At 66.6% G+C, this 22,042-nt stretch carries 21 protein-coding genes and 5 pseudogenes; 19 read left to right on the top strand and 7 right to left on the bottom strand.

The window, feature by feature from the left end:
- Window positions 1-43 precede the first annotated feature (43 nt).
- A complete protein-coding gene (locus QP164_RS15435; RefSeq protein WP_132735034.1) occupies window positions 44-982 on the bottom strand; it encodes a ribose-phosphate pyrophosphokinase in 939 nt (312 codons plus the stop codon).
- A 97-nt stretch (window positions 983-1,079) separates the two neighbouring features.
- Here QP164_RS15435 and gltX point away from each other — a divergent pair, with 97 nt between their 5' ends.
- The 11 genes and pseudogenes from gltX to QP164_RS15380 all read left to right on the top strand — a co-directional run bounded on the left by gltX (window position 1,080) and on the right by QP164_RS15380 (window position 9,047).
- A complete protein-coding gene (gene gltX / locus QP164_RS15430; RefSeq protein ID WP_333923707.1) occupies window positions 1,080-2,405 on the top strand; it encodes a glutamate--tRNA ligase in 1,326 nt (441 codons plus the stop codon).
- Between the two features lie 510 nt (window positions 2,406-2,915).
- Window positions 2,916-3,581, top strand: coding sequence for an energy transducer TonB family protein (locus QP164_RS15425; RefSeq protein WP_132897385.1), 666 nt, complete (start codon window positions 2,916-2,918; stop codon window positions 3,579-3,581).
- A 55-nt stretch (window positions 3,582-3,636) separates the two neighbouring features.
- Window positions 3,637-3,984, top strand: a complete 348-nt coding sequence (locus QP164_RS15420) for a hypothetical protein (RefSeq protein ID WP_132735029.1) — start codon at window positions 3,637-3,639, stop codon at window positions 3,982-3,984.
- Window positions 3,985-4,010: 26 nt separating this feature from the next.
- Window positions 4,011-4,790, top strand: a complete 780-nt coding sequence (gene ribD / locus QP164_RS15415; protein WP_443027451.1) for a bifunctional diaminohydroxyphosphoribosylaminopyrimidine deaminase/5-amino-6-(5-phosphoribosylamino)uracil reductase RibD — start codon at window positions 4,011-4,013, stop codon at window positions 4,788-4,790.
- 59 nt (window positions 4,791-4,849) lie between these two features.
- Window positions 4,850-5,131 (top strand): annotated as a pseudogene (locus QP164_RS15410) (dihydrofolate reductase family protein); the annotation flags it as partial.
- A complete protein-coding gene (locus tag QP164_RS15405; protein WP_277984307.1) occupies window positions 5,131-5,742 on the top strand; it encodes a riboflavin synthase in 612 nt (203 codons plus the stop codon). The pseudogene QP164_RS15410 and the gene QP164_RS15405, both read left to right, overlap by 1 nt.
- A pseudogene (gene ribB, locus QP164_RS15400) lies at window positions 5,726-6,879 on the top strand (3,4-dihydroxy-2-butanone-4-phosphate synthase). The gene QP164_RS15405 and the pseudogene ribB overlap by 17 nt, the downstream one beginning before the upstream one ends.
- Window positions 6,879-7,301: a 6,7-dimethyl-8-ribityllumazine synthase gene (gene ribH, locus QP164_RS15395; RefSeq protein WP_333923706.1), complete on the top strand. Its 423-nt coding sequence runs from the start codon at window positions 6,879-6,881 to the stop codon at window positions 7,299-7,301. Before ribB ends, ribH begins: the two are co-directional and overlap by 1 nt.
- A 7-nt stretch (window positions 7,302-7,308) precedes the next feature.
- On the top strand, window positions 7,309-7,509 hold the full coding sequence (locus QP164_RS15390; protein WP_333923705.1) for a DUF4169 family protein: 201 nt from the start codon (window positions 7,309-7,311) through the stop codon (window positions 7,507-7,509).
- A 299-nt stretch (window positions 7,510-7,808) separates the two neighbouring features.
- Window positions 7,809-8,624 (top strand): DUF1206 domain-containing protein, encoded by an 816-nt coding sequence (locus QP164_RS15385; RefSeq protein ID WP_333923704.1) that lies wholly within the window; start codon window positions 7,809-7,811, stop codon window positions 8,622-8,624.
- A 48-nt stretch (window positions 8,625-8,672) separates the two neighbouring features.
- Window positions 8,673-9,047, top strand: a complete 375-nt coding sequence (locus QP164_RS15380; RefSeq protein ID WP_333923703.1) for a hypothetical protein — start codon at window positions 8,673-8,675, stop codon at window positions 9,045-9,047.
- Between the two features lie 7 nt (window positions 9,048-9,054).
- On the opposite strand, the gene QP164_RS15375 is transcribed toward QP164_RS15380, so the two are convergent.
- Together QP164_RS15375 and QP164_RS15370 are read right to left on the bottom strand one after the other, a co-directional pair.
- A complete protein-coding gene (locus QP164_RS15375) occupies window positions 9,055-9,549 on the bottom strand; it encodes a hypothetical protein (protein ID WP_333923702.1) in 495 nt (164 codons plus the stop codon).
- Window positions 9,550-9,840: 291 nt separating this feature from the next.
- Window positions 9,841-10,930: pseudogene (locus tag QP164_RS15370) on the bottom strand (alkene reductase).
- Between the two features lie 51 nt (window positions 10,931-10,981).
- Between QP164_RS15370 and QP164_RS15365 the strand changes: the two are divergent.
- The 6 genes and pseudogenes from QP164_RS15365 (at window position 10,982) to QP164_RS15340 (ending at window position 17,058) form a co-directional block, all read left to right on the top strand.
- The gene (locus QP164_RS15365) at window positions 10,982-11,926 is read left to right on the top strand and encodes a DMT family transporter (protein ID WP_443027450.1); all 945 of its coding nucleotides are present in this window, start codon (window positions 10,982-10,984) and stop codon (window positions 11,924-11,926) included.
- Between the two features lie 42 nt (window positions 11,927-11,968).
- On the top strand, window positions 11,969-12,622 hold the full coding sequence (locus QP164_RS15360) for a COQ9 family protein (protein ID WP_333923700.1): 654 nt from the start codon (window positions 11,969-11,971) through the stop codon (window positions 12,620-12,622).
- Window positions 12,623-12,750: 128 nt separating this feature from the next.
- The gene (locus tag QP164_RS15355) at window positions 12,751-13,026 is read left to right on the top strand and encodes a FeoA family protein (protein WP_332755947.1); all 276 of its coding nucleotides are present in this window, start codon (window positions 12,751-12,753) and stop codon (window positions 13,024-13,026) included.
- A 9-nt stretch (window positions 13,027-13,035) separates the two neighbouring features.
- A pseudogene (feoB, locus tag QP164_RS15350) lies at window positions 13,036-14,909 on the top strand (ferrous iron transporter B).
- Between the two features lie 8 nt (window positions 14,910-14,917).
- Entirely contained in the window at window positions 14,918-15,520 is a 603-nt protein-coding gene (gene ssb, locus QP164_RS15345; RefSeq protein ID WP_332755949.1) for a single-stranded DNA-binding protein, read from the top strand.
- A 5-nt stretch (window positions 15,521-15,525) separates the two neighbouring features.
- Entirely contained in the window at window positions 15,526-17,058 is a 1,533-nt protein-coding gene (locus QP164_RS15340; protein ID WP_333923699.1) for a sensor histidine kinase, read from the top strand.
- Here the strand turns inward: QP164_RS15340 and QP164_RS15335 are convergent.
- The 4 genes from QP164_RS15335 to metX all read right to left on the bottom strand — a co-directional run bounded on the left by QP164_RS15335 (window position 17,048) and on the right by metX (window position 19,716).
- Complete coding sequence (locus tag QP164_RS15335) at window positions 17,048-17,434, bottom strand: response regulator (protein ID WP_333923698.1); 387 nt, start codon at window positions 17,432-17,434, stop codon at window positions 17,048-17,050. The two genes, QP164_RS15340 and QP164_RS15335, sit on opposite strands and share 11 nt — an antisense overlap.
- Window positions 17,435-17,537: 103 nt before the next feature.
- Window positions 17,538-18,137: a methionine biosynthesis protein MetW gene (metW, locus tag QP164_RS15330; protein WP_333923697.1), complete on the bottom strand. Its 600-nt coding sequence runs from the start codon at window positions 18,135-18,137 to the stop codon at window positions 17,538-17,540.
- Window positions 18,134-18,568: a GNAT family N-acetyltransferase gene (locus tag QP164_RS15325; RefSeq protein WP_333923696.1), complete on the bottom strand. Its 435-nt coding sequence runs from the start codon at window positions 18,566-18,568 to the stop codon at window positions 18,134-18,136. The genes metW and QP164_RS15325 overlap by 4 nt, the downstream gene beginning before the upstream one ends.
- Window positions 18,565-19,716 carry a homoserine O-acetyltransferase MetX gene (gene metX / locus QP164_RS15320; RefSeq protein ID WP_333923695.1) on the bottom strand — a complete coding sequence of 384 codons (1,152 nt, stop codon included), beginning with the start codon at window positions 19,714-19,716 and terminating at the stop codon, window positions 18,565-18,567. Before metX ends, QP164_RS15325 begins: the two co-directional genes overlap by 4 nt.
- Window positions 19,717-19,979: 263 nt before the next feature.
- Between metX and hisC the strand changes: the two genes are divergently transcribed.
- Window positions 19,980-21,077: a histidinol-phosphate transaminase gene (gene hisC, locus QP164_RS15315; RefSeq protein ID WP_333923694.1), complete on the top strand. Its 1,098-nt coding sequence runs from the start codon at window positions 19,980-19,982 to the stop codon at window positions 21,075-21,077.
- Window positions 21,077-21,984: pseudogene (locus tag QP164_RS15310) on the top strand (prephenate/arogenate dehydrogenase family protein). The gene hisC and the pseudogene QP164_RS15310 overlap by 1 nt, the downstream one beginning before the upstream one ends.
- The last annotated feature ends 58 nt before the right edge of the window (window positions 21,985-22,042 follow it).

Here is a 22,042-nt window from a genome sequence, read left to right as displayed (position 1 = left end):
CTATCGAGCACCGGCGCGGACATTGCCGCGCCTGCGTCCGTCTTCAGTCGAACAAACTCGACACGCTCGTCTCGTCCGCGATCCGCTTGATCGCCTCGCCGAGCAGCGGCGCGATCTGGAGATGGCGGATTTTGCCATGCGCGCCCTTGATGACGTCGTGGTTGCCGATCGAGTCGGTGATTACCAATTCGCGCAGCTCCGAGCCTTCGACTCGCGCCACCGCACCGCCCGACAGCACGCCGTGCGTGACATAAGCGACCACGTCCTCGGCACCCGCTTCCTTTAGCGCCGCCGCCGCGTTGCACAGCGTCCCCGCCGAATCGACGATATCGTCGATCAGGATGCAGAAGCGCCCCTCGACCTCGCCGATGATGTTCATCACCTCCGACTCGCCCGCGCGCTCGCGGCGCTTGTCGACGATCGCGAGCGGCGCGTTGTCGAGCCGCTTGGCGAGCACACGCGCACGCACCACGCCGCCGACGTCGGGCGACACGACCATCAGATTCTTGCCCTTGAACCGCGCGAGGATGTCCGCCGACATCACCGGCGCCGCGTAGAGATTGTCGGTCGGGATATCGAAGAACCCCTGGATCTGGCCGGCATGCAGGTCGACCGACAGGACGCGGTTGGCACCGGCGACGGTGATCAGGTTGGCAACCAGCTTGGCCGAGATCGGCGTGCGCGGACCCGGCTTCCGGTCCTGCCTCGCGTACCCCATGTACGGGATAACCGCGGTAATTCGCCGCGCCGACGCACGCTTGAGCGCGTCGATCATGATCAGCAATTCCATGAGGTTGTCGTTGGCGGGATAGCCGGTGGACTGGATCACGAACACGTCCTCGCCGCGGACATTCTCGTTGATCTCGACGAACACCTCCTCGTCCGCGAACCGCCGCACGCTGACGTCGGTCAGCGGAATCTCGAGATAGGCGGAGATTTCCTGCGCCAGCGGCAGGTTCGAATTGCCGGTCATCAGTTTCATGAAGCTATTTCCCGCTCGATATTCCGCACCCCTTAGGCGCAGCTTTCCGTTGGTGGAAGGGTTTGCCCGTCGCCGCGCCGCTCCGTACAGCGGCGGGATGACCGTGATCACTCGTTTCGCCCCCTCGCCCACCGGCCGCCTGCATGTCGGCAACATCCGCACCGCGCTCCACAACTGGATGTTCGCGCGGGCCAATGGCGGCAAGTTCGTGCTCAGGATCGACGATACCGATCCGGAACGCAGCGAAGAGCGTTTCGTCGATGCGATCCGCGCCGATCTCGACTGGCTCGGGATGACGCCCCATGCGGAGGAGCGGCAGTCTGCACGGTTCGCGTTGTACGAGGCGCGGTTCGCGGACCTGGTCGCGAGCGGGCATGTGTATCCGGCGTACGAGACGACGCAGGAGCTCGACCTGAAGCGGAAAATCCAGGCCGGGCGCGGGTTGCCGCCGATCTACGATCGCGCAGCGTTGGCGTTGACCGAGGAGGCCCGCGCTAAGCTGGAGGCGGACGGCGTGAAACCGCACTGGCGGTTCAAGCTCGATCACGACTCGGCGATCGCGTGGGACGATTTGATCCGCGGCGTGGCGCATTTCGAGGCGAAGACGATGAGCGATCCGGTCATCCGGCGCGCGGATGGGTCCTGGCTGTATATGCTGCCCTCGGCGATCGACGATGCCGAGATGGGCGTGACGCACGTCGTGCGCGGCGAGGATCACGTGTCGAACACCGCGCTCCAATTGCAGATGTTCGCCGCGCTCGGTGTCAGGCCCCCACGGTTTGCGCATGAGGCGTTGCTGACAGGTGCGGAGGGCAAGCTGTCGAAGCGGCTTGGCTCGCTCGGCGTCGATCATTTCCGCGAGGTCGGGATCGAACCGCAGGCGGTGCGCGCGCTGCTGGCGCGGATCGGGACGAGCGACCCGGTCGAGCCGATCGCCGACGCCGCGCCGCTGATCGCGGGCTTCGACTTTGCGCGGTTCGGGCGCGCGCCAGCGCGGTTCGACGAGGCGGAATTGTCGGCGCTGAACGCGCGGATTTTACACGCGCTGCCGTTCGAAGCGGTGGCTGAGCGGTTGCCCGAGGGGATGAATGTGGCGGCCTGGGAGGCGGTGCGGCCGAACCTCGTGACGCTGGCGGATGCGGCGGATTGGTGGAGGGTGATCGAGGGACCGATCGTGGTCGAGGGCGACGTGGAGGCCGAGTATCTCGATCAGGCGCTGACAGCGGCGGGGGAGATCGATTGGTCGAGCGACCCTTGGCACGCGCTGACTGCGCGGCTGAAGGCGGAGACCGAGCGGAAGGGCAAGGCGCTGTTCCTGCCGTTGCGCCGTGCGCTGACCGGGCGCGATCATGGGCCGGACATGGCGGCCTTGCTGCCGTTGATCGGGCGCGAGCGGGCTTTGGAGCGACTCGCAGCGCGGTGATCTCGCGGTCACCGACAAAGTTCGACCCGTAAAAGCATGTTCTCCCGCGAAGGCGGGAGTCCAGTCTGGGCTCCCGCCTTCGCGGGAGAACAAGAAGGGCGGGCCGGCGGTCGATCCGAGCGAATCGGATCATCCCTCGTCGCGATAGGGAAGCCCCACCCCTTCCCAAGCACCACCCCGGCGAAGGCCGGGGCCCAGTTGGAAAGGTCGCAGTAACGAAGCGCCGGCTTCAGTTAGCAACGTCCCCCAACTGGGCCCCGGCCTCCGCCGGGGTGGTGGATGTATCGACGATAGGTGCTGCCCAACTGGCCGAACCCGCACGTCAGACCTGTCCGTCGTGTCCGTCGTGTCCGTCGTGTCGCGGACGTCACTGGCGCCGATCAGACGCCGATTCGAAAGCACCCGCCTCGCCCCCCCAACCCCCTTGCCTCTGAAATGTAATGATGTACCATCCCAAACGGCGGTACCTATCTCGCCGCCATCCTCAAGGAGAAACAGGGGAGACGGACCATGTACGCGGATCGACCAAACCGGACGGGCGGATTCAATCCCGGGAGCCTCGGCGTCGCGCTGGCTATCAACTGCGCGGTGATCGGAGCCTTGTTCTTCGCGGCGCCTAACGTGCTGCCGTTCGTGCCCGACAAACCGCTCATAACCTATGTGCCGTACACTCCGCCGCCGCCACCCGAACCGGTGCCGCCCGCCGACCCGCTGATCCGCCAGCAACCGCGTCCCGCCCCACGTCCTGATGCGCCGATCACAATAGTGCAGATACCGCAAACCGACGGCTTCACGGTCGCCCCCGATCCGCTCCCCTACACGCTGCCGATCGGCATCGAAGGCACCGGAACAGGCACCGTCACGGTCGATCCGCCAAAGCCTGCCCCCGTGTTCGTCCAGCCGGGCATCGACCCACGCTACGCCGCCGATTTCCAGCCGAGCTATCCATCCGAGGAACGCCGCGCCGAACGCGAGGGTCGCGTCGTCGTCCGCGTGCTCGTCGGCACCGACGGCCGGGTGAAACAGGTCGAGCGGGTCAGCGCGACGACCGACACCTTCTACCGCGCGACGCTGGAGCGGGCGCTGGCGAAGTGGCGGTTCAAGCCGGCGACGCGCGACGGCGTCCCGGTAGAGGCGTGGCGATCGATGGCGCTGACCTTCGTGCTTCAGAACTAAAGCTTGAGAGGTGCGGGGCTGGCCTAGCCGGCTCCGTCCCCCTATCTTGGCGCGCATGGGCTTTTTCAGTCGCTTCACGCCGATCGTCGCCTATCGCGACCTGCGGCTTTTCCTCAGCCAGCGCCGGCCGTACGAACTCATCTTTCTCGTGGCCGCGCTCGGCGTCACCAGCTTCCTGATCTACGCGTTCATGAAGGATTCGTACGTCGAGAAGGAATATCGCCCGAAGATCATCTATGTCGAGCAATGGCCCGCGGATCGCACCGACGCGCAGATCGTCGCGCAGCAAAAGATCGACGCGCCGATCAAGGCCAAGGCGCTCGCCGAGCAGAAGGCCCGCGAGGATGCGCAGCGCGCCTCGTTCAAGCGACTCGACGACAAGCTGAAGGCGATGGGGATCTGACCGACTCGCGCTGGATAGGCGCCGCGTTGGCGCTCGCCGAGCGCGGTCGCGGCAGGACGGCGCCCAATCCCAATGTCGGCTGCGTGATCGTGCGCGACGGTCGCGTCGTCGGGCGCGGCTGGACGCAGGCGGGCGGGCGTCCGCATGCCGAGGCGATGGCGCTGGCTGAGGCTGGTGCGAAAGCGCGAGGCGCCACCGCCTACGTCACGCTCGAGCCCTGCGCGCATCGATCGTCACGCGGGCCGGCCTGCAGCGACTTGCTGATCGAGGCTGGCGTGGCGCGAGTCGTCGCAGCGCTTGAGGATCCCGACGCTCGAACGGCCGGCCGGGGGTTCGCGCGGCTTCGGGCAGCAGGCATCATCGTCACGCGCGGCATTCGCTCGGACGAGGCCCGCCGTTCGATGGCCGGCTTCCTGACGCGGCAGGCGCTTGGCCGCCCCCATGTCACCTTGAAGCTGGCCACCTCGCTCGACGGCTGTATCGCGATGGCGGACGGATCGAGTCGCTGGATCACCGGCCCGGAGGCGCGGGCGCACGCCCATATCGAACGGAGTCGGCACGAAGCGATTCTCGTCGGGCGCGGCACGTACGAGGCCGACGCACCGCGACTCGACGTGCGATTGCCGGGCTTGGAAGAGCGCGCGCCGAAGCGCGTACTCCTGTCGACCAAGCTTACCGTTTCCCCCTCCCCTTCCCCCGTCATTCCAGCGAAAGCTGGAATATCCCCGTTGCCGGCCACGACGGAGCCTCACGGGGAGACCCCAGCTTTCGCTGGGGTGACGGAATTGGGGCGGGTGACAAAATAACGATTGCAGACGGAATGATCGTGGAGCGAGGAGTTGGAGCAGATGGCCACGCAAATTGGACCGTCATCCCCTCCCCTTCCGACATCGCCACCCTCCCCAATACCGACCACATCCTCGTCGAAGGCGGCGCGGCCGTAGCGTCGGCGTTCCTGTCCACGGACTTGGTCGACCGTATCCTCCTCTACCGTGCACCGATCCTGATCGGCGGCGGCAAACACGCACTCCGCGACATCGGCCTCACCGACCTGACCGAAGCGCATGGTCGCTGGGCGGTCGTCGATGCGCGGCAACTTGGCATGGACAGGCTCGAGGTCTACGAGCGCGAACGAAACGAGGCATAATGTTCACCGGAATCGTCACCGATATAGGCACCGTTACGCGCGTGGAGTCACCAGGCGATACGCGCGTCGTCGTCGCGACCGCCTATGATACCGCCACCGTCGATCTCGGCGCGTCGATCTCCTGCTCGGGCGTCTGCCTGACTGTCGTCGATAAAGGCCCCAGCTGGTTCGCGGTCGACGTCTCCGGCGAGACGATCAGCCGCACCGCCGAGGACCAGTGGACCGAAGGCCGGAAGTTCAACCTCGAACGCGCGATGAAGCTCGGCGACGAACTCGGCGGTCACATCGTCACGGGGCATGTCGACGGCCTCGGCACCGTCGTCGCGGTCAGTGAGGAAGGCGGCTCGCACCGCGTCACGATCCGTGCCGGCGCCGACATCGCGCCGTTCATCGCGCCCAAGGGTTCGGTCACCGTCGACGGCGTCTCGCTCACCGTGAACACCGTTCAGGACATCGATGGAGAGGTCGAGTTCGGCCTCAACATCATCCCGCATACCTGGAGCGTCACCACGCTCGGGACGATCCACGTGGAACAGTCGGTCAACATCGAGATCGACGTCCTCGCCCGCTACCTCCAAAGAATGGAGCATTACCGTGCCTCTGCCCGCTGAGCTTGCCCGTCTGAAGCACGGCTATCTGTCGAGCCCCGAAGAGATCATCGACGAGGCGCGCAATGGCAGGATGTTCATCCTGGTCGACGACGAGGATCGCGAGAACGAGGGCGACCTCGTCATCCCCGCGCAGATGGCGACGCCGGAGAAGATCAACTTCATGGCCAAATATGGCCGTGGCCTGATCTGCCTCGCGCTGACCCGCGACCGCACCGAGGAACTCGGGCTCGAACTGATGAGCCGCAACAACGGCACCCGGCACGAGACCGCGTTCACCGTTTCGATCGAGGCGCTCGAAGGCGTTACCACCGGCATCTCGGCCGCCGATCGTGCGCGCACTATCGCGGTGGCGGTCGATGCGACCAAGGGCAAGCCGGACATCGTCACCCCCGGCCACGTCTTCCCGCTGGTGGCGCGCGACGGCGGCGTGCTGATCCGCGCCGGCCATACCGAGGCGGCGGTCGACGTCGCGCGGCTCGCCGGGCTCAACCCCTCGGGGTGATCTGCGAGATCATGAACGAGGACGGCACGATGGCGCGGATGGACGACCTCGTCACCTTCGCGCAGTTCCACAACGTCAAGATCGGCACGATCCGCGACCTGATCGCCTATCGCCGCCGCCACGATCACCTCGTCGAGAAGCGTGCCGAGGCCAAGTTCACCTCCGAATGGGGTGGCGACTGGAGCGCGCTGACGTTCTGGAACAAGGCGACCGGCACCGAGCAGGTCGCGCTGGTCAAGGGCAAGATCGACCCGGCCAAGCCGACGCTCGTCCGCATGCACGCGCTGTCGCCCTTCGCGGACATCTTCGGCGAATCGGGCGATCGTGGCCGTATCCTCGCGCGCTCAATGCAGATGATTGCCGACGAAGGCGCCGGCGTGATCGTCGTGATCAACCGTCCGCGCAGCAACACCTTCACCTCGGCGGTGATGAAGAAGGCCGGCGCGGAGATCACCCCGGACATGGAGGAGCTGCGCGACTACGGCGTCGGCGCGATGATCCTGACCGAACTCGGCGTCCACGACATGGTGCTGATCACCAACACGCACCACACGCTGGTCGGCCTCGACGGCTACGGCCTGTCGATCGTCGGCGAGCGCCCGATCGCGTCCCTGAACACCGAAAAGAGCAACTGATGGCGCATCTCCTCATCGTCGAAGCCCGGTTCTACGATCACCTCAACGACCTGCTGATCGAGGGCGCGAAGGCCGCGATCGAAGCCGCCGGCCACACGCACGAGACGATCACGGTGCCCGGCGCGCTCGAAGTCCCCGGCGCGATCGCGCTGGCGGCCGAGAGCGAGACGTTCGACGCGTATGTCGCGCTGGGCGTCGTGATCCGCGGCGAGACCTATCATTTCGAGATCGTCGCGGGCGAGAGCGCACGCGGGATCATGCAGCTTACGATGGACGGCCTGGCGATCGGCAACGGCATCCTGACCACCGAGAACGAGGCTCAAGCGCTAACGCGCGCACGTCCGACCGAGGGCGACAAGGGCGGCGGTGCCGCAAACGCGGCGCTGGCGATGCTGGCGCTGAAGGACCGCTTCCTCGCGTGAGACATGCGTGGGTGAGGTGATCAACCTGCGGCTTGCACGGAAGCAGCGGGCTCGGGCCGATGCCGCGGTGCGCGCGAACCAGAACCGGCGGGTGTTTGGACGGACGACCGCGGAGAAGGCAGCGGAAGCGGCTGTGAAGGCTCGGATGGACAGGACGCTGGATGATGCAAAGCTAGAAAGCCCCGCACCCGACAAACCTCCGGAATAACCTCAACGTCACCCTTCCCCTGACTAAGGATGAGCGTGGTACTCAGCGTTGTCCCTCGTAATTCTCTTCGCGAACGCCGCGTCTGCGATCCTCCCCCGCCAGGGGGAGGATCGTTTGAGTGGCGTCGTGCGGCACGATGCCCTTCCTTGTTCTCCCGCGAAGGCGGGAGCCCAATCTGGATCCCCGCCCTCGCGGGGAGACAAATCCTAGGATAGCGGCCGACGCCGCACTCTCCGCCGCCCCACCGCAGGAACGTCGCGACCCCCGCGCCGTTATGCCCCCGTAACAAAGGGGCGATCATGATTTCGGATGCGAATGCGACGCTGCTCGCCAAGCTCGGCTTTGCCGCGCGCGGGGTGGTCTATATCCTCGTCGGATGGTTCGCGATCGATGCGGCGCTGCACGGTGGCGAGATCGCCGACAACCAGGGTGCGATCGGATCGATGGCGGGCGGGCCGCTCGGCCCCGTACTGCTGGCGATCGTCGCGGCGGGGCTGCTCGGCTACGCGATCTGGCGGTTGACCGAAGCCGCAGCGAACCCGGAGCAGATCACCCGCGATGCCAAGGGAAGTCTCAGGCGGATCGGCCATGTTGTCAGCGGCATCGCGCACTTGATACTCGCCTGGACTGCGACCCGGCTCGCACTCGATCTGGGCAAGGGCAAGATTGCCGTCTCGCCTGGCGACGAGAGCGCACGCGACTGGACCGCGTTGCTGCTCGACCAGCCCGCCGGCCGTATCCTGGTCGGCGCGGTCGCGATCGGGATCCTCGTCGCCGCATTCCAGCAGGCGCAGAAGGCGTGGCGCGGCGACTTCATCCACGACTTGCGCGGCGATGCCCCCGCCCCCGGCTATGTCTGCACGATGGGAAGGATCGGCTACGGCGCGCGCGCGCTCGTGTTCCTGATCGTCGCAGGGCTGTTTGGCCTCGCCGCCTGGACCGCGCATGCCAGCGACGCAGGCGGCGTGGCGGAGGCTTTGGAACGACTACAATCGCAACCGGGCGGCAAGTGGCTGCTCATGCTGACCGGGATCGGTCTGGCGCTGTTCGGCGCGTACAGCCTGATCGAGGCACGCTTTCGCCGGCTCCACGTCGACCTGCCGGGCACCGATTGAACCGCACGACAGCATATCGTTAAGATGCGGCGCTTAACGAAGATCAGTATGTACACGATTACCTTCGACGTTCCGACCAAGACGCTCACCATTGTTACCGAAGGGTTCTGGTCGCTAGCGACGACTGCGGCATTCTCCGCCGAGCTGCTCGCGCGGGGCACCGCTGCTCGCCTGTATCACGGCCGGTTCGTCGTGCTCGCCGACCTGCGCAAGGCGGCGATCCAGCCGTTGAAGGTGGTCGATGCGCTGGAGGCGATGATGCCCAAGGCGCTCAAGGTGACGTCCGCGCCGATCGCGGCGGTGGTCGCCTCGCATCTCGCCAAGCTCCAGACCGAACGCTATCTCAAGGCCGAGAACTGCCGGACCTTCCTCGATATCGACGAGGCGAAGGCGTGGCTTGCGGGCGACGGCCACGCCGCCTGACGGGCTTTCAGTCCTGCGGTGCGGTCTCGAGCAACGCCGCCTCGACCTCTTCGACCGTGATGCCGAACGCGCCAGCGAGCCCCGACAAGGACGCGCCTCGATCGGCGAGCGTGCGGATTCTGGCAGTATCTACGATCGTCTTGTAGCTGCGCGTGTCGCGGTCGGTCTTTGACTCCGCGCCACTACGCGCGAGCGCGCCCGAACGGCGGCGTTTGGAGATCTTCAGCGCCTCGACGTCGTTGGTCGGCGGCGCATCGAGCCGCGCTTTGATCCGCTGATCCTCCTCGATCCGCCGGCTTTCGCGGGCGCGTTCGCGCTCCTGGGACTGGAGGTCACGCTGGGCGGCTCGCGATTCGGATCGCTGTTCGGACGCGGCCAGCCGCTCCTTCGCGCGCTGCTCGCGGCCGTTGGCGCGCTCCTCCGCCCGCTTTGCGACCCGGTCGGCGGTGCCGGGCATGAGCGGGCCCGTTCCCCTGCCGCCGCTCGGCCAGCCGTTGGTCATTGCATATCCTGTCGTCACCGGTGCGCCGTACGACGCGGAGGCGCGCTGCTAGGCGAGGGCAGCACCGGTGACTAGGGGCTCCACGTCGTCACCCGACCATCCGCCCCCTCGCCGTCACCCCCGTCATCCCAGCGAAAGCTGGGATCTCGCCGTGGGGCGAACGTCGCGAACCACGAGGGATACCCCAGCTTTCGCTGGGGTGACGGTTTTGGGAAGGCTGTCGGAGTAAGGTGCCTTAGTAAGTTGGCGGAGCAAGGCGGCCAAGCAAGGCCGCGACTTGGAGCGGACGGGTTACGCGTTCGCAGTTTCCAGCGCAGGGTAGTCGATATAGCCCTCGGGGCCCTGGCTGTACCACGTCTTCGCATCGTCCTTTGCGAGCGGCGCGCCGGTGCGCAAACGCTCGGGCAAGTCGGGGTTCGCGATGAACGGACGACCGAAGCTGATCGCATCGGCATCACCCGTGTCGAGCTCAGCCTGCGCCTTTTCCAGCGTATCGTAATCCGAGTTCACGATCAGCACGCCCTTGAACACTTTCCGGATCGCCGGGCTGAGCTTTGGCACATCGGTCTTGCCGAACGTGCCGTCGGGGCCGGGCTCGCGCAGTTCGAGGAACGCGATGCCGAGGTCGGATAGCGCCTTGGCGGCGGCGGTGAACAGCGGCTCGGGGTTGCTGTCGTCGACACCCTGCAGAATCACCGTTCGGCGACAGGCGGACGCTGGTGCGGTCAGCTCCTGCGACCGAGATCACGCGCTCGGCGACTTCGCGGAGCAGGCGGACGCGGTTCTCGATCGAGCCGCCGTACTCGTCGGTGCGGAAGTTGGCGTTGTCGCGCAGGAACTGGTCGATCAGATAGCCGTTCGCCGCGTGAATCTGCACGCCGTCAAAGCCGGCCGCGAGTGCGTTCCTGGTCGCCAGCTCGTAGTCGGCCAGCAGGCGCGGGATCTCGTTGGTCTCGAGCGGACGCGCGACCTCGAAGTCCTTCTTGCCCTCGAACGTATGCGCCTGGCCTTCGGTCGCGGTTGCCGACGACGACACGGGCTGCGTCTCGTACACCGACGAATGGCCCTGGCGACCCATGTGCCACAGCTGTGCGACGATCCGGCCACCAGCGGCATGGACCGAGTCGGTGACGGGCTTCCAGGCGGCGACCTGCGCATCGGTCCACAGACCCGGCGCGAACGGCCAGCCAAGACCTTCGCGACTGATGCCGGTGGCTTCCGAGATGATCAGGCCGGCGCTCGCACGCTGCGTGTAATACTCGACCATGATGTCGGTCGGCACCGCATCCCTGTCGGCACGCCCGCGGGTGAGCGGCGCCATGATGATGCGGTTCGGCGCTTCGACGGCACCAAGGGTAATCGGATCGAAAAGGCTAGGCATGGGGGCTCCTTATTGGCCTGACGGGCGGAAGATAGGAGGCTACAGGGCGGCATGCATCGCCCCGACCCGCAAAGATTATCTAGCGTGCCCGATACGCCGCACGGTTTGACGCCGGTTGCGCAAAGTGTTGCTGCGCCGGGACTTATCGCCTTTGCGGCGCTCCTGGTCGCGAACGTCGCGCTGGCGTTCGGGCCGTGGTTCGTGCGCGCGACCGAGGTCGGGCCGGTGGCCGCGGGGTTCTGGCGGCTGACGCTGGCGGTGCCGTTCCTGGTCGTGCTCGCGGTCCAGCAGGGCGCGCGACCGGTCCGGCTCGGGTGGAAATTGTGGGTGGGGCTGCTCGCGGGCGGGGTGTGCTTCGCGGCCGATCTCGGCACCTGGCATCTCGGGATCCTGCGCACCACGCTCGCCAACGCGACGCTGTTCGGCAACGTCGCGACGCTGATCTTTCCGATCTACGGCTTCCTGATCGTACGAAGCTGGCCGACGCGGACGCAAGGGTTCGCGCTGGCGCTGGCGGCGGCAGGCGGCGCATTGCTGCTCGGGCGGTCGTACCAGCTCGATGCGAAGAACCTCGCGGGCGATCTGTTCTGCCTGCTCGCGGGGCTGCTCTACACCGTCTATTTCATCCTGATGGCGCGCGCCCGGGCGACGCTCGCCCCGGTTTCCGCGCTGACCTTGTCGACGCTGGCGGGGATCGTGCCGCTGCTGGTGTTCGCGCTGGCGATGGGCGAACGCGTGCTGCCGACGCACTGGGGGCCGCTGATCGGGCTCGCTTTGTGCAGCCAGGTGCTCGGCCAGGGGCTGATGATCTATGCGCTCGGCCGTTTCACGCCGCTGGTGATCGGGATCGCGCTGCTGATCCAGCCGGTGGTGGCGGGGCTGGTCGGCTGGCTGGTGTATGGCGAGCGGCTCGGGACGGCGGATCTGGTCGGCGTCGTGATGGTCGCGGTCGCGCTGGTGCTCGTGCGTCAGGGCCCTCCCCGCATTACCTCTTGAAGACGCGCTTGATACGCCTGATTTTGGACGGCAGGAGACGGTATGACCCAGGACCTTACGCTCGACGAAATCCGCGCCCTGCTGGCGCCCGGCATCGCCGCCAACGCGGCGTTCGACGGCTGGAGCGACGCCGCGCGCGACATGGCTGCGCAGGCCGAGGGGATCGACACCGACATCGCCGCGCTCGCGTTCAAGGACGGCCCGGTCGACATGATCGACGCGTGGTTCGCGCATATCGACGCCGTCATGCTCGCCGCAGTGCCGCCCGAGCGGTTGGCGGTCATGAAGGTACGCGAGAAGATCACCGCGCTGGTCGAGGCGCGGCTCGACGCAACGTCGATCGATCGCGAATCGCTGCGGCGCGCGCTGGCGATCCTCGCGCTTCCGCAGAATCTTGCGAAGGCTACGCGGCTCGGCTGGCGGACGGTTGACACGATCTGGCGTGCAGCCGGCGATGTCGCGACGGACTATAATTATTACACCAAGCGGACGATCCTGCTCGGCGTGTATGCGTCGACGATCACGGTGTTTCTCGACGACGAGAGCGAGGGCCTCGCTGAAACGCGGGCGTTCCTCGGTCGCCGGATCAATGGGATCATGCAGTTCGAGAAGGCCAAGGCCGGGTTCCTCAAGCGTACCGAACACGGTTTCAGCCTGTCGCGATTCGTTGGCCGCCTGCGCTATCCGACTGCCTGAAGCCACCAATACTTGGCTAAGTGTCTCTGTATCCTAACTTTCATCCGGATGCCGAGACGTCGAGGCGGTCGTAACCCACGACGGTTAGGGCTTCCCTTCCCCGGACGTTACTGATAATCAGTCGCATCATGGACACTCGCCCCGATCGTTCCGTCAGCCTCGAAACGCTGCCTCGCAAGCAGCATGGCATCGTTGCCGCGATCGAATGGGCGCGACTTGCCGATCCCGAGGCGCGTCGCCTCCGCGAACTAGGCTTCGACGAGGGTGTCGATGTCGAGGTCCTCCACCGCGCGACTCTGGGCCAAGGTCCGATCGCCTGCCGCATCGGCCGGATGACGGTTGCGCTCCGCCGTGCGGTTGCCGGCGCGATCCACGTGTCGCCGACGCCTGCCGCGGCTGAATAATCCCATAAAATGAATGCAGCACCGCTGGTTGCGCTGGTCGGCAATCCCAATGCCGGCAAGAGCGCGCTGTTCAACGCGCTCACGGGTGCGCGCCAGAAGGTCGGCAATTATCCCGGCGTCACGGTCGAGCGGAAGGTCGGACGGCTGATGCTCGACGACGGCCGGCCCGTAGAGCTGGTCGACCTGCCCGGCGCGTACAGCCTCGAGCCATCCTCCCCGACGAGCGCGTCACGCGCGACGTCGTCACCGGCACGCAGGACGGCGAGCGCCTGCCCGACGCGCTGGTCGTCGTCGTCGATGCCGCCAATCTCGACAACCACCTCCGCTTCACGCTCCAGCTGATCGCGCTCGGCCTGCCGGTCGTGATCGCGCTCAACATGGTCGATCTGGCGGAGCGCGACGGGCTGAAGCTGGACCCGAAAGTGCTCGAACGCGAACTCGGCGTGCCGGTGATCCCGACCGTCGCGGTGCGCAAGCGTGGCCTCGACGAGTTGAAGGCGGCGCTCTCGGGCATCGTAATCAACGGCCCGATGCGCCTCCGTAAATCGGACGGCAGCGTCCAGGACGACATCGTCACGCTCCAGCGCCGCGCGCGCGCGATCGCCACGTCGGCGACCGTATCCGAGACGCAGGTCCGTCGCTGGACGCACATGCTCGACGCGGTCGCGCTGCATCCCGTCGCCGGGCCGATCCTGCTGCTCGCGATCATGTTCCTGATGTTCCAGGCGGTGTTCAGTTGGGCGCAGCCGTTCATGGACGCGATCGATGCGGGCTTCACCGCGTTGCAGGGCTTCCTGACCGCCGAAATGCCCGATTCGCTGCTCCGCTCGCTATTGGTCGACGGCGTGATCAAAGGCGTCGGCGCGGTGATCGTGTTCCTGCCGCAGATCCTGATCCTGTTCCTCTTCATCCTCGTCCTCGAAGCCAGCGGCTACATGGTCCGCGCGGCGTTCCTGATGGACCGAGTGATGGCGAGCGTCGGGCTCTCCGGCCGCGCGTTCATTCCGCTGCTGTCGAGTTTCGCCTGCGCGATTCCCGGCATCATGGCGACGCGGACGATCGACGACGAGAAGGACCGGCTGACGACGATCCTGATCGCGCCGCTGATGACGTGCTCCGCGCGCCTGCCGGTCTACACGCTGATCATCGGCGCGTTCATCCCCAACACGAAGATCCTGCCGTTCGTCGGGTTGCAGGGGCTGGTGATGCTCGGCCTGTACGTGATGGGCATCGTCGGTGCGTTCGTCGCTGCGCTGGTGCTGCGCCGGACGGTGACCAAGGGCGTGTCGTCGGGCTTCATGATGGAGATGCCGAAGTACCAGTGGCCGCAATGGCGCGACGTCGGCATCGGCCTGTGGAGCCGCGCACAGATCTTTCTAAAGCGCGCCGGCGGGATCATCCTGACCTCGACGATCATCCTGTGGGTGCTGCTGAGCTTCCCCAAGCCGCCCGAACAGCCCGCCGGCGCACCGAAAATCTCGGCAGTCGATTATTCGGTCGCCGGGCGGATCGCCAACGGCATCGCGCCGGTCTTCGCGCCGATCGGCTTCAACCGCGATATCGTCCTCGCGCTGATCCCGGCGATGGCCGCGCGCGAGGTTGCGGTCGCGGCGATCGGCACGGTCTATGCGATCGACGATCCCGCCAGCAACCAGGGCGGCAAGGCGATGATCGAGAACCTGCGCGGCCGCTGGAGCCTGCCGACCGCGCTCGCCTTCCTGATGTGGTTCGTGTTCGCGCCGCAGTGCATTTCGACCATCGCCGTCACCCGCCGCGAAACCAATGGGTGGAAATGGCCCGCCTTCATGGTTGGCTATTTGTTCGCCGCCGCCTACATCATGGCTGGCATTACATACTGGCTGGCGGTGTTCGCCGGCCTCTGAGGGGCATCATGGCAGGCAGCGTCAACAAGGTCATCATCGTCGGCAATCTGGGTCGCGACCCGGAGAGCAAGGCGTTCCAGAACGGCGGCAAGGTCGTCAACCTGCGCATCGCGACGTCGGAGTCCTGGAAGGACAAGATGTCGGGCGAGCGCAAGGAAAAGACCGAATGGCATTCGGTCGCGATCTTCAACGAGGGTCTCGCGAACGTCGCGGAGAAGTACCTCCGCAAGGGCTCGAAGGTTTATATCGAGGGCGCGCTCCAGACCCGGAAGTGGCAGGACGCGCAGGGCCAGGACAAGTATTCGACCGAGATCGTGCTGCAGGGCTTCAACAGCGTGCTGACGATGCTCGACGGCCCGAACGGTGGTGCAGGCGGTGGTGCAGGCGGCGGGGGTGGTAGCCGCGGCGGTGGCGACGACTGGGCCGGCGGCGGTGGCGGCAACGACTTCGGCGGTGGTTCGTCGGGTGGTGGCGGTGGTTACGGCGGCGGCGGCGGTCGTGGCGGCAGCGCGCCTTCGGGTGGCGGTAGCGGTGGCGGCGGGGCACGCGGTGGCAGCTTCGGCCAGACCGGCGGCTTTTCCGACGATCTCGACGACGACGTGCCGTTCTAAGCTCGATGACGACGCTGTATTCCGTTCCTACGACCGCCACGTTCGACGAGGCCGAGCGCTCCCGCGTGATCTCGGCCTACGACGTCGCCGGTGCCCGCGCGAAAGGCCAGCTGGACGATATCGTGTCGTTCGCGGCCGAATTGTGCGACGCGCCGGTCGCGTTGCTGAGCCTGGTCGAGGAGGAATATCAGCGGTTCCTCTCGCGCACCGGCACCGATCTCGAACAGACGCCGCGCAGCATGTCGTTTTGTGCACACGCGATGCACCATCATGAAGTCATGGAGGTGCCCGACGCGCGCACGGACCCGCGCTTTACCGACAATGCGCTGGTGACGGGCGAACCCTATGTGCGTTTCTATGCCGGTGCGCCGCTGGTCTCGAGCGAAGGCGTACCACTCGGTGCGCTGTGCGTACTGGCGCCCGATCCGCGCGAGGGGCTGACCCGGTTCCAGCGCGACGGCCTGACTCTGCTCGCCAAGGCGGCGATGGGGCGGCTCGACGACCGCCGTACCGCGCGCGAACAGGCGTTTGCCGAAGCCGAGGCGCGGCGGACGCTCGAGGCGAGCGACCTGCGGTTCCGGACACTCGCCGACACCATGCCGCAGATGGTGTGGTCGACGCTCCCCGACGGCTTCCACGATTATTTCAACGCGCGCTGGTACGAATTTACCGGCACGCCCGTCGGGACAACCGACGGCGAAGGCTGGAACGACATGTTCCACCCCGACGATCAGGACCGCGCCTGGGCCGTCTGGCGCCAGTCGCTCGACACCGGCGAGCCGTACAACATCGAATACCGGCTGCGGCATTTCGACGGCACGTATCGGTGGGTGCTCGGCCGTGCGCTGCCGGTTCGCAACGAAAGCGGCGCGATCCAGCGCTGGTTCGGGACGTGCACCGACATCCACGAACAGAAGCTCGCCTATGAAGAGCGCGAGATCATCAGCCAGGAGCTGAGCCACCGCATCAAGAACATCTTCGCGGTGATCGCCGGGCTGATCGCGTTCTCCGCGCGGGGAAAACCCGAGTTCGCGGGTATCGCGACCGACCTGCGCCACCGGATCAACGCTCTTGGCCGCGCGCACGACTTCGTCCGCCCGCACAGCGCGAACTCGCGTCCGGCCGCCGCGCAGAACAGTCTGCACGGCCTGTTGCAGGAATTGTTCGAACCGTATCAGCGGATCGACGGTGCACGCCTCAGCGTCACCGGCGACGACGTGACGATCGACGATCGCTCGGCCACGCCGCTCGCCTTGCTGTTCCACGAACTGGCCACCAACGCGACGAAGTACGGCGCGCTTGCGACCGAACTCGGCACGGTTCGGATCGCCGTCACGGCGAACGACGACACGGTGAGCTTGAACTGGTGCGAACAGGGTGGCCCGTCCGTCGCCAAGCCGACGACGCCGGCAGGTTTTGGTACGCAGTTGATAGAAATGAGCGCCGTGCGTCAGCTCGGCGGAAGCGTGAACCGGATTTGGAACGACGATGGCCTGATCGTCGACCTGACGATCCCGAAGGCTGCGTTCAGCCGCTGACTACGCGAATGACGTCGTCATGGGCGATCGGATCGTCGTTGCAGGCCAGCGCGGCCGCGGCCAGGATCGCCGCGTCGCTGAACGGCTTGCGGATGTACCCAAGGCACTCCGCATCGCCGATCTGCGCGGGGTTGGCGGTCACGAACACGACCTTGACGCCGTAATCCTGCGCCATACGCTTGGCGATCTCGGGCCCGGTCGGTCCGTCGCGTAGATTGATGTCGACGAACGCGAAGTTGCACCCCGGTGCCGCCGCGATCGCGCTGTCGCGATCCGCCGCGATCCCCGCGACGCCGTAGCCGGCATCCATGAGGATTCTCTCGAGGTCGAGCGCGACGAAGATTTCGTCTTCGACAATGAGGGCGGTCTTGGTCATCGGCGAAGTAACCAGTCGCCCGCTGATCGGTTCCGCCAAATCGGTGATTTAGATCAACCGCTTGTCCCGATATGGCCTGATTCCCACAAATTCCTGCAAACGATTACCGTCGCAGCAGAAACACCGCGTGCTCGGCGAACAGGTTGGCGCCCCCCGCGCCGGTGCGCTTTTCGCCCGAGAGGAACCAGGCGTCCTCGACGGTGATCCCGCGTGCTTTCACGAAAGCACGGAAATCGTCGATCGTGACGTGGTGGATGTTCGGCGTGTCGTACCAGCTCTCGGGCAATTGCCGCGTCACCGGCATCCGCCCGCCCCAAAGCAGCGACAACCGCACGCGCCAGTGCGCAAAATTCGGGAAGCTCACGAACGCGCGTCGGCCGATCCTCAGCAGATGATCGAGCACGAGATCAGGCGCGCGTGCGGTCTGCAGCGTCTGGCTGAGGATCGCGTAATCGAAGCTCGCGTCGGGATAGCCGGCAAGGTCGATGTCCGCATCGCCCTGGATTACCGACAGTCCGCGGGCAACCGCCGACGCCACGTTGCGCGCATCGATCTCCAACCCGCGTGCATCGACGTCGCGGGTATCGCGGAGTGCGGCCATGAGCGCGCCGTCGCCGCAGCCAATGTCGAGCACCCGACTACCCTGCTCGACGTTCTCGGCAATGACGGCAAGATCGGTCCGCAATGTCTCGGGGGACGTCATGGCGCGCTCCGCAATTGCTCGGCGAGGCCCGGCGCGAGCCTCTCCATGTAGCGATCGGCGCGGACGAGCGGATGAAAACCAAGGTCCGCGTACAAGCCGTGCGCGTCGGCGGTGACGAGGCCGAACCTGCGCAACCCGGCAAACGACGGATGCTCCAGGAACCAGCTCACCAGCCGCCGCCCAAGCCCCTGCCCGCGCACGGATTCGTCGACCCAAACGTCCGCCAGCCACGCGAAGGTGGCGTGATCGGTAATCATCCGCGCGAAGCCGACCTGCTGGTCGTTCTCGTACGCGCCGAGACAATGCGACCCGGCGATCGCGCGCGCGACCAGGTCGCGCTCGATCCCCGGCGACCAATAGCTGCTCGCGAGCCAGCCATGGATGCGGTCGACCTGCAGCTTGTCCACGTCGTCCGAAAGGAGGATCGTCATCGCCCCGCCCTCAAGAAGCCGTCGACGACCCGGTTGAGATCGGGGGCCTCCAGCAGGAACGCATCATGGCCGTAGGGACTCGACAGCTCGACGAAGCTCACCGGCGCGCCCGCAGCGTTCAAGGCTTGGACGATCGCGCGGGATTCGGCGGTCGGGTAGAGCCAGTCGGTGTCAAAACTGACGAGGCAGAACCGCGCCTTGGTCGCGCGGAACGCGTTGGCGAGCATCCCGCCATGCTCCTCAGCGAGATCGAAATAATCCATCGCCCGCGTGATGTAGAGATACGAGTTCGCGTCGAACCGGTCAGTGAAGGCGAGGCCCTGGTGCCGCAGATAGCTCTCGACCTGAAAATCCGCGTCGAACCCGAATGATTTCGCATCGCGTGCTTGCAGCCGACGCCCGAATTTCTCGGTCAGCCCGGCTTCGGACAGATAGGTGATGTGCGCTGCCATCCGCGCCACCGCGAGCCCGGCGGTCGGCGCGTCGTCGTCGTGATACTCGCCCCCGCGCCAGTTCGGATCGGCCATCACCGCCTGCCGGCCGACCTCGTGAAACGCGATGTTCTGCGCGGTATGCCGTGCGGTCGAGGCGATCACGACGCACGCCTTCACGCGCTCGGGGAAAGTCGCGGGCCAGCTCAGTGCCTGCATCCCGCCCATCGATCCGCCGACCACCGCGTGAAGCACGTCGATGCCGAGATGGTCGAGCAACATCGCCTGCGCGCGCACCATGTCGCGGATCGTGATGACCGGAAACCCCATCGCCCAGGGCCGTCCGGTGGCCGGATTGATCGTCGCCGGGCCGGACGTGCCCATGCAGCTGCCCAGCACGTTCGCGCAGACGACGAAGTGGCGCGCAGGGTCGATCGGCTTGCCCTTGCCGACCATGCGGGTCCACCAGCCCGGCTTGCCGGTGCGGGGATGGTTGGAGGCAACATGCTGGTCGCCGGTCAGCGCGTGGCAGATCAGGACGGCGTTCGAGGCATCGGCGTTGAGCGTACCGTAGGTCTCGTAGGCGATATCGACCGGCGACAGCAGCACGCCGCCATCGAGCCGCAGCGGCCCCGGCAACGTGACGCGCCGCGCAAGGCCGAAGCGCTGGTCGGTGTCGTGGCCGATGCTGGGGTCGATGGCAGGCGTGTCGAGCATGCCGCGCGCTACCATAAGCGCCCGCGAACATGCCAGCGCTGCGTCCTCAATCCTCCCCCGCAGGGGGAAGGTGGCTGGCCCTTGCCAGACGGAGGGGGAGGACAGGAACACAGCTGTTGCGTCGCCCTCCCCCTCCGTCGCTTCGCGCCACCTCCCCCTGGCGGGGGAGGATCGTGAAGTGCCGTGATCGACACGCCCCTCGCGCACAAAGATTTGCCACCGCGGCACCGCGCCCGCTATGTCCCGCGACCATGACAAACATCATGCCCGCACCCGCGCCGAAGCCCTGGATCATGGGGATCGCGCCGTACACGCCCGGCCGCTCGACGACCGATGATGGCCGCACGGTGATCAAGCTGTCGTCGAACGAAAACCCGCTCGGCACCAGCCCCGCCGCGAAGGCCGCGTTCGACGCCGCCGACCGGACGCTGGAACGCTATCCCGACGCCGGCGCGACCGCGCTGCGCGAGGCGCTGGCGGCGCATTACGACCTCGATCCGGCGCGTGTGATCTACGGCACGGGCTCCGACGAGATCCTCCATCTGGTCGCGGGCGCCTATGCAGGTCCCGGCGACGAGATCATCCACGTCCGCTACGGTTTCGCGGTGTACGAGATCGCGACGCGCCGGGTGGGGGCGGAACCCGTCATCGTCGACGATCGCGACTATGCGACCGACGTCGACGCGATCCTCGCCGCCGTCACCGAGCGTACCCGCGTGGTGTTCGTCGCCAATCCGAACAACCCGACCGGTACGTTCACGCCGCGGGCGGAAATCGCGCGGCTGCATGCAGGGCTGCCGAAGTCGGTGCTGCTCGTGCTCGACCAGGCCTATGCCGAATATCTGTCGCCGGAAGAAGACGATGCGGGCTTGGCACTCGCGATGACCGAGGCGAACGTGCTCGTCACGCGGACCTTCTCGAAGATCCACGGCCTCGCCGCCGAGCGGATCGGCTGGGGCTATGCCTGCGCGCCGATCATCGACGCGATGCACCGCATCCGCGCACCGTTCAACGTCACCACCGCGGGGCAAGCGGCCGCGGTCGCCGCGATCGGCGACACCGCGTTCGTCGACGCGACGCGCGCGCATAACGATACCTGGCGCGGGTGGTTCGTCGAGCAGGTCGGGCAGATGGGCAATGCGGGCCTGCGCTGCGTGCCATCGAAGGCGAACTTTGTGCTCGTGCTGTTCGAGGGCAAGCTGACCGCCGATGCCGCCTATCACGGGCTGATGAAGGCGGGCTACATCGTCCGCTGGCTGCCCGGCCAAGGCCTGCCCAACGCGCTGCGCATCACGATCGGCACCGAAGAGGAAACGCGCGGCGTCACCGCGGCGCTGCGCAACCTAGTCGAAGCCGCCTGATGCTGCCGTTCGCGCGTGTCACCATTATCGGGCTGGGACTGATCGGCTCGTCGGTGGCGCGCGCGGTACGGGAAACGATGCCGACGGTCCGAGTCACCGGCTACGACGCCGACGCGAACGTGCGCGAGGCGGCCGACCGGTTGCAGTTCTGCGACGACGTTGCGGACTCGGCGGGGGCGGCAGTGATCGACGCCGACCTCGTGATCCTGTGCGTCCCCGTCGGAATCATGGGCGATGTCGCCCGCGAGTTCGCGGCCGAACTTCCCGCCGACGCGGTCGTCAGCGACGTCGGCAGTTGCAAGGCCGAGATCGTTCGCGCGCTTACCGAGGCGCTGCCAAACGCGACCATCGTCCCCGCGCACCCGGTGGCCGGCACCGAGCGCTCAGGCCCCGAAGCCGGTTTCGCGACGCTGTTCCGCCACCGTTGGTGCATCCTCACGCCCCCGAAGGTGCCGACCCGGTCGCGGTCGAGCGCGTGTCCGAATTCTGGCGTAGGCTTGGTGCGCAGGTCGAGACGATGGCGCCCGAGCATCACGACCGCGTCCTCGCCGTCACTAGCCATCTGCCACATCTGATCGCCTATACGATCGTCGGCACGGCTGGCGATCTCGAGGAAGTGACCCAGTCGGAGGTCATCAAATATTCCGCCGGCGGGTTCCGCGATTTCACGCGGATCGCAGCGTCGGACCCGACGATGTGGCGCGACATCTTCCTCAACAACCGCGAGGCGGTGCTGGAGATGTTGCAACGCTTCTCGGAGGATCTGAGCCATCTCCAGCGCGCGATCCGCTGGGGTGATGGGGACGCGCTACATGACCTGTTCACGCGGACACGGGCGATCCGGCGGAGTATCGTGGAGCAGGGCCAAGACGACGACGTGCAGGATTTCGGCCGCACGCACGGCTGAAGAGGCGCTTGCTTCCCCGAACTTTACCACCCCGGCGGAAGCCGGGGCCCAATTGGTG

Origin of the sequence: Sphingomonas sp. LR59, assembly GCF_036855945.1 — a bacterium.
Lineage (GTDB): Bacteria > Pseudomonadota > Alphaproteobacteria > Sphingomonadales > Sphingomonadaceae > Sphingomonas.
The sequence above is the reverse complement of the archived record's forward strand: the minus strand, read 5'-3'. Positions and strand labels throughout refer to the sequence as shown.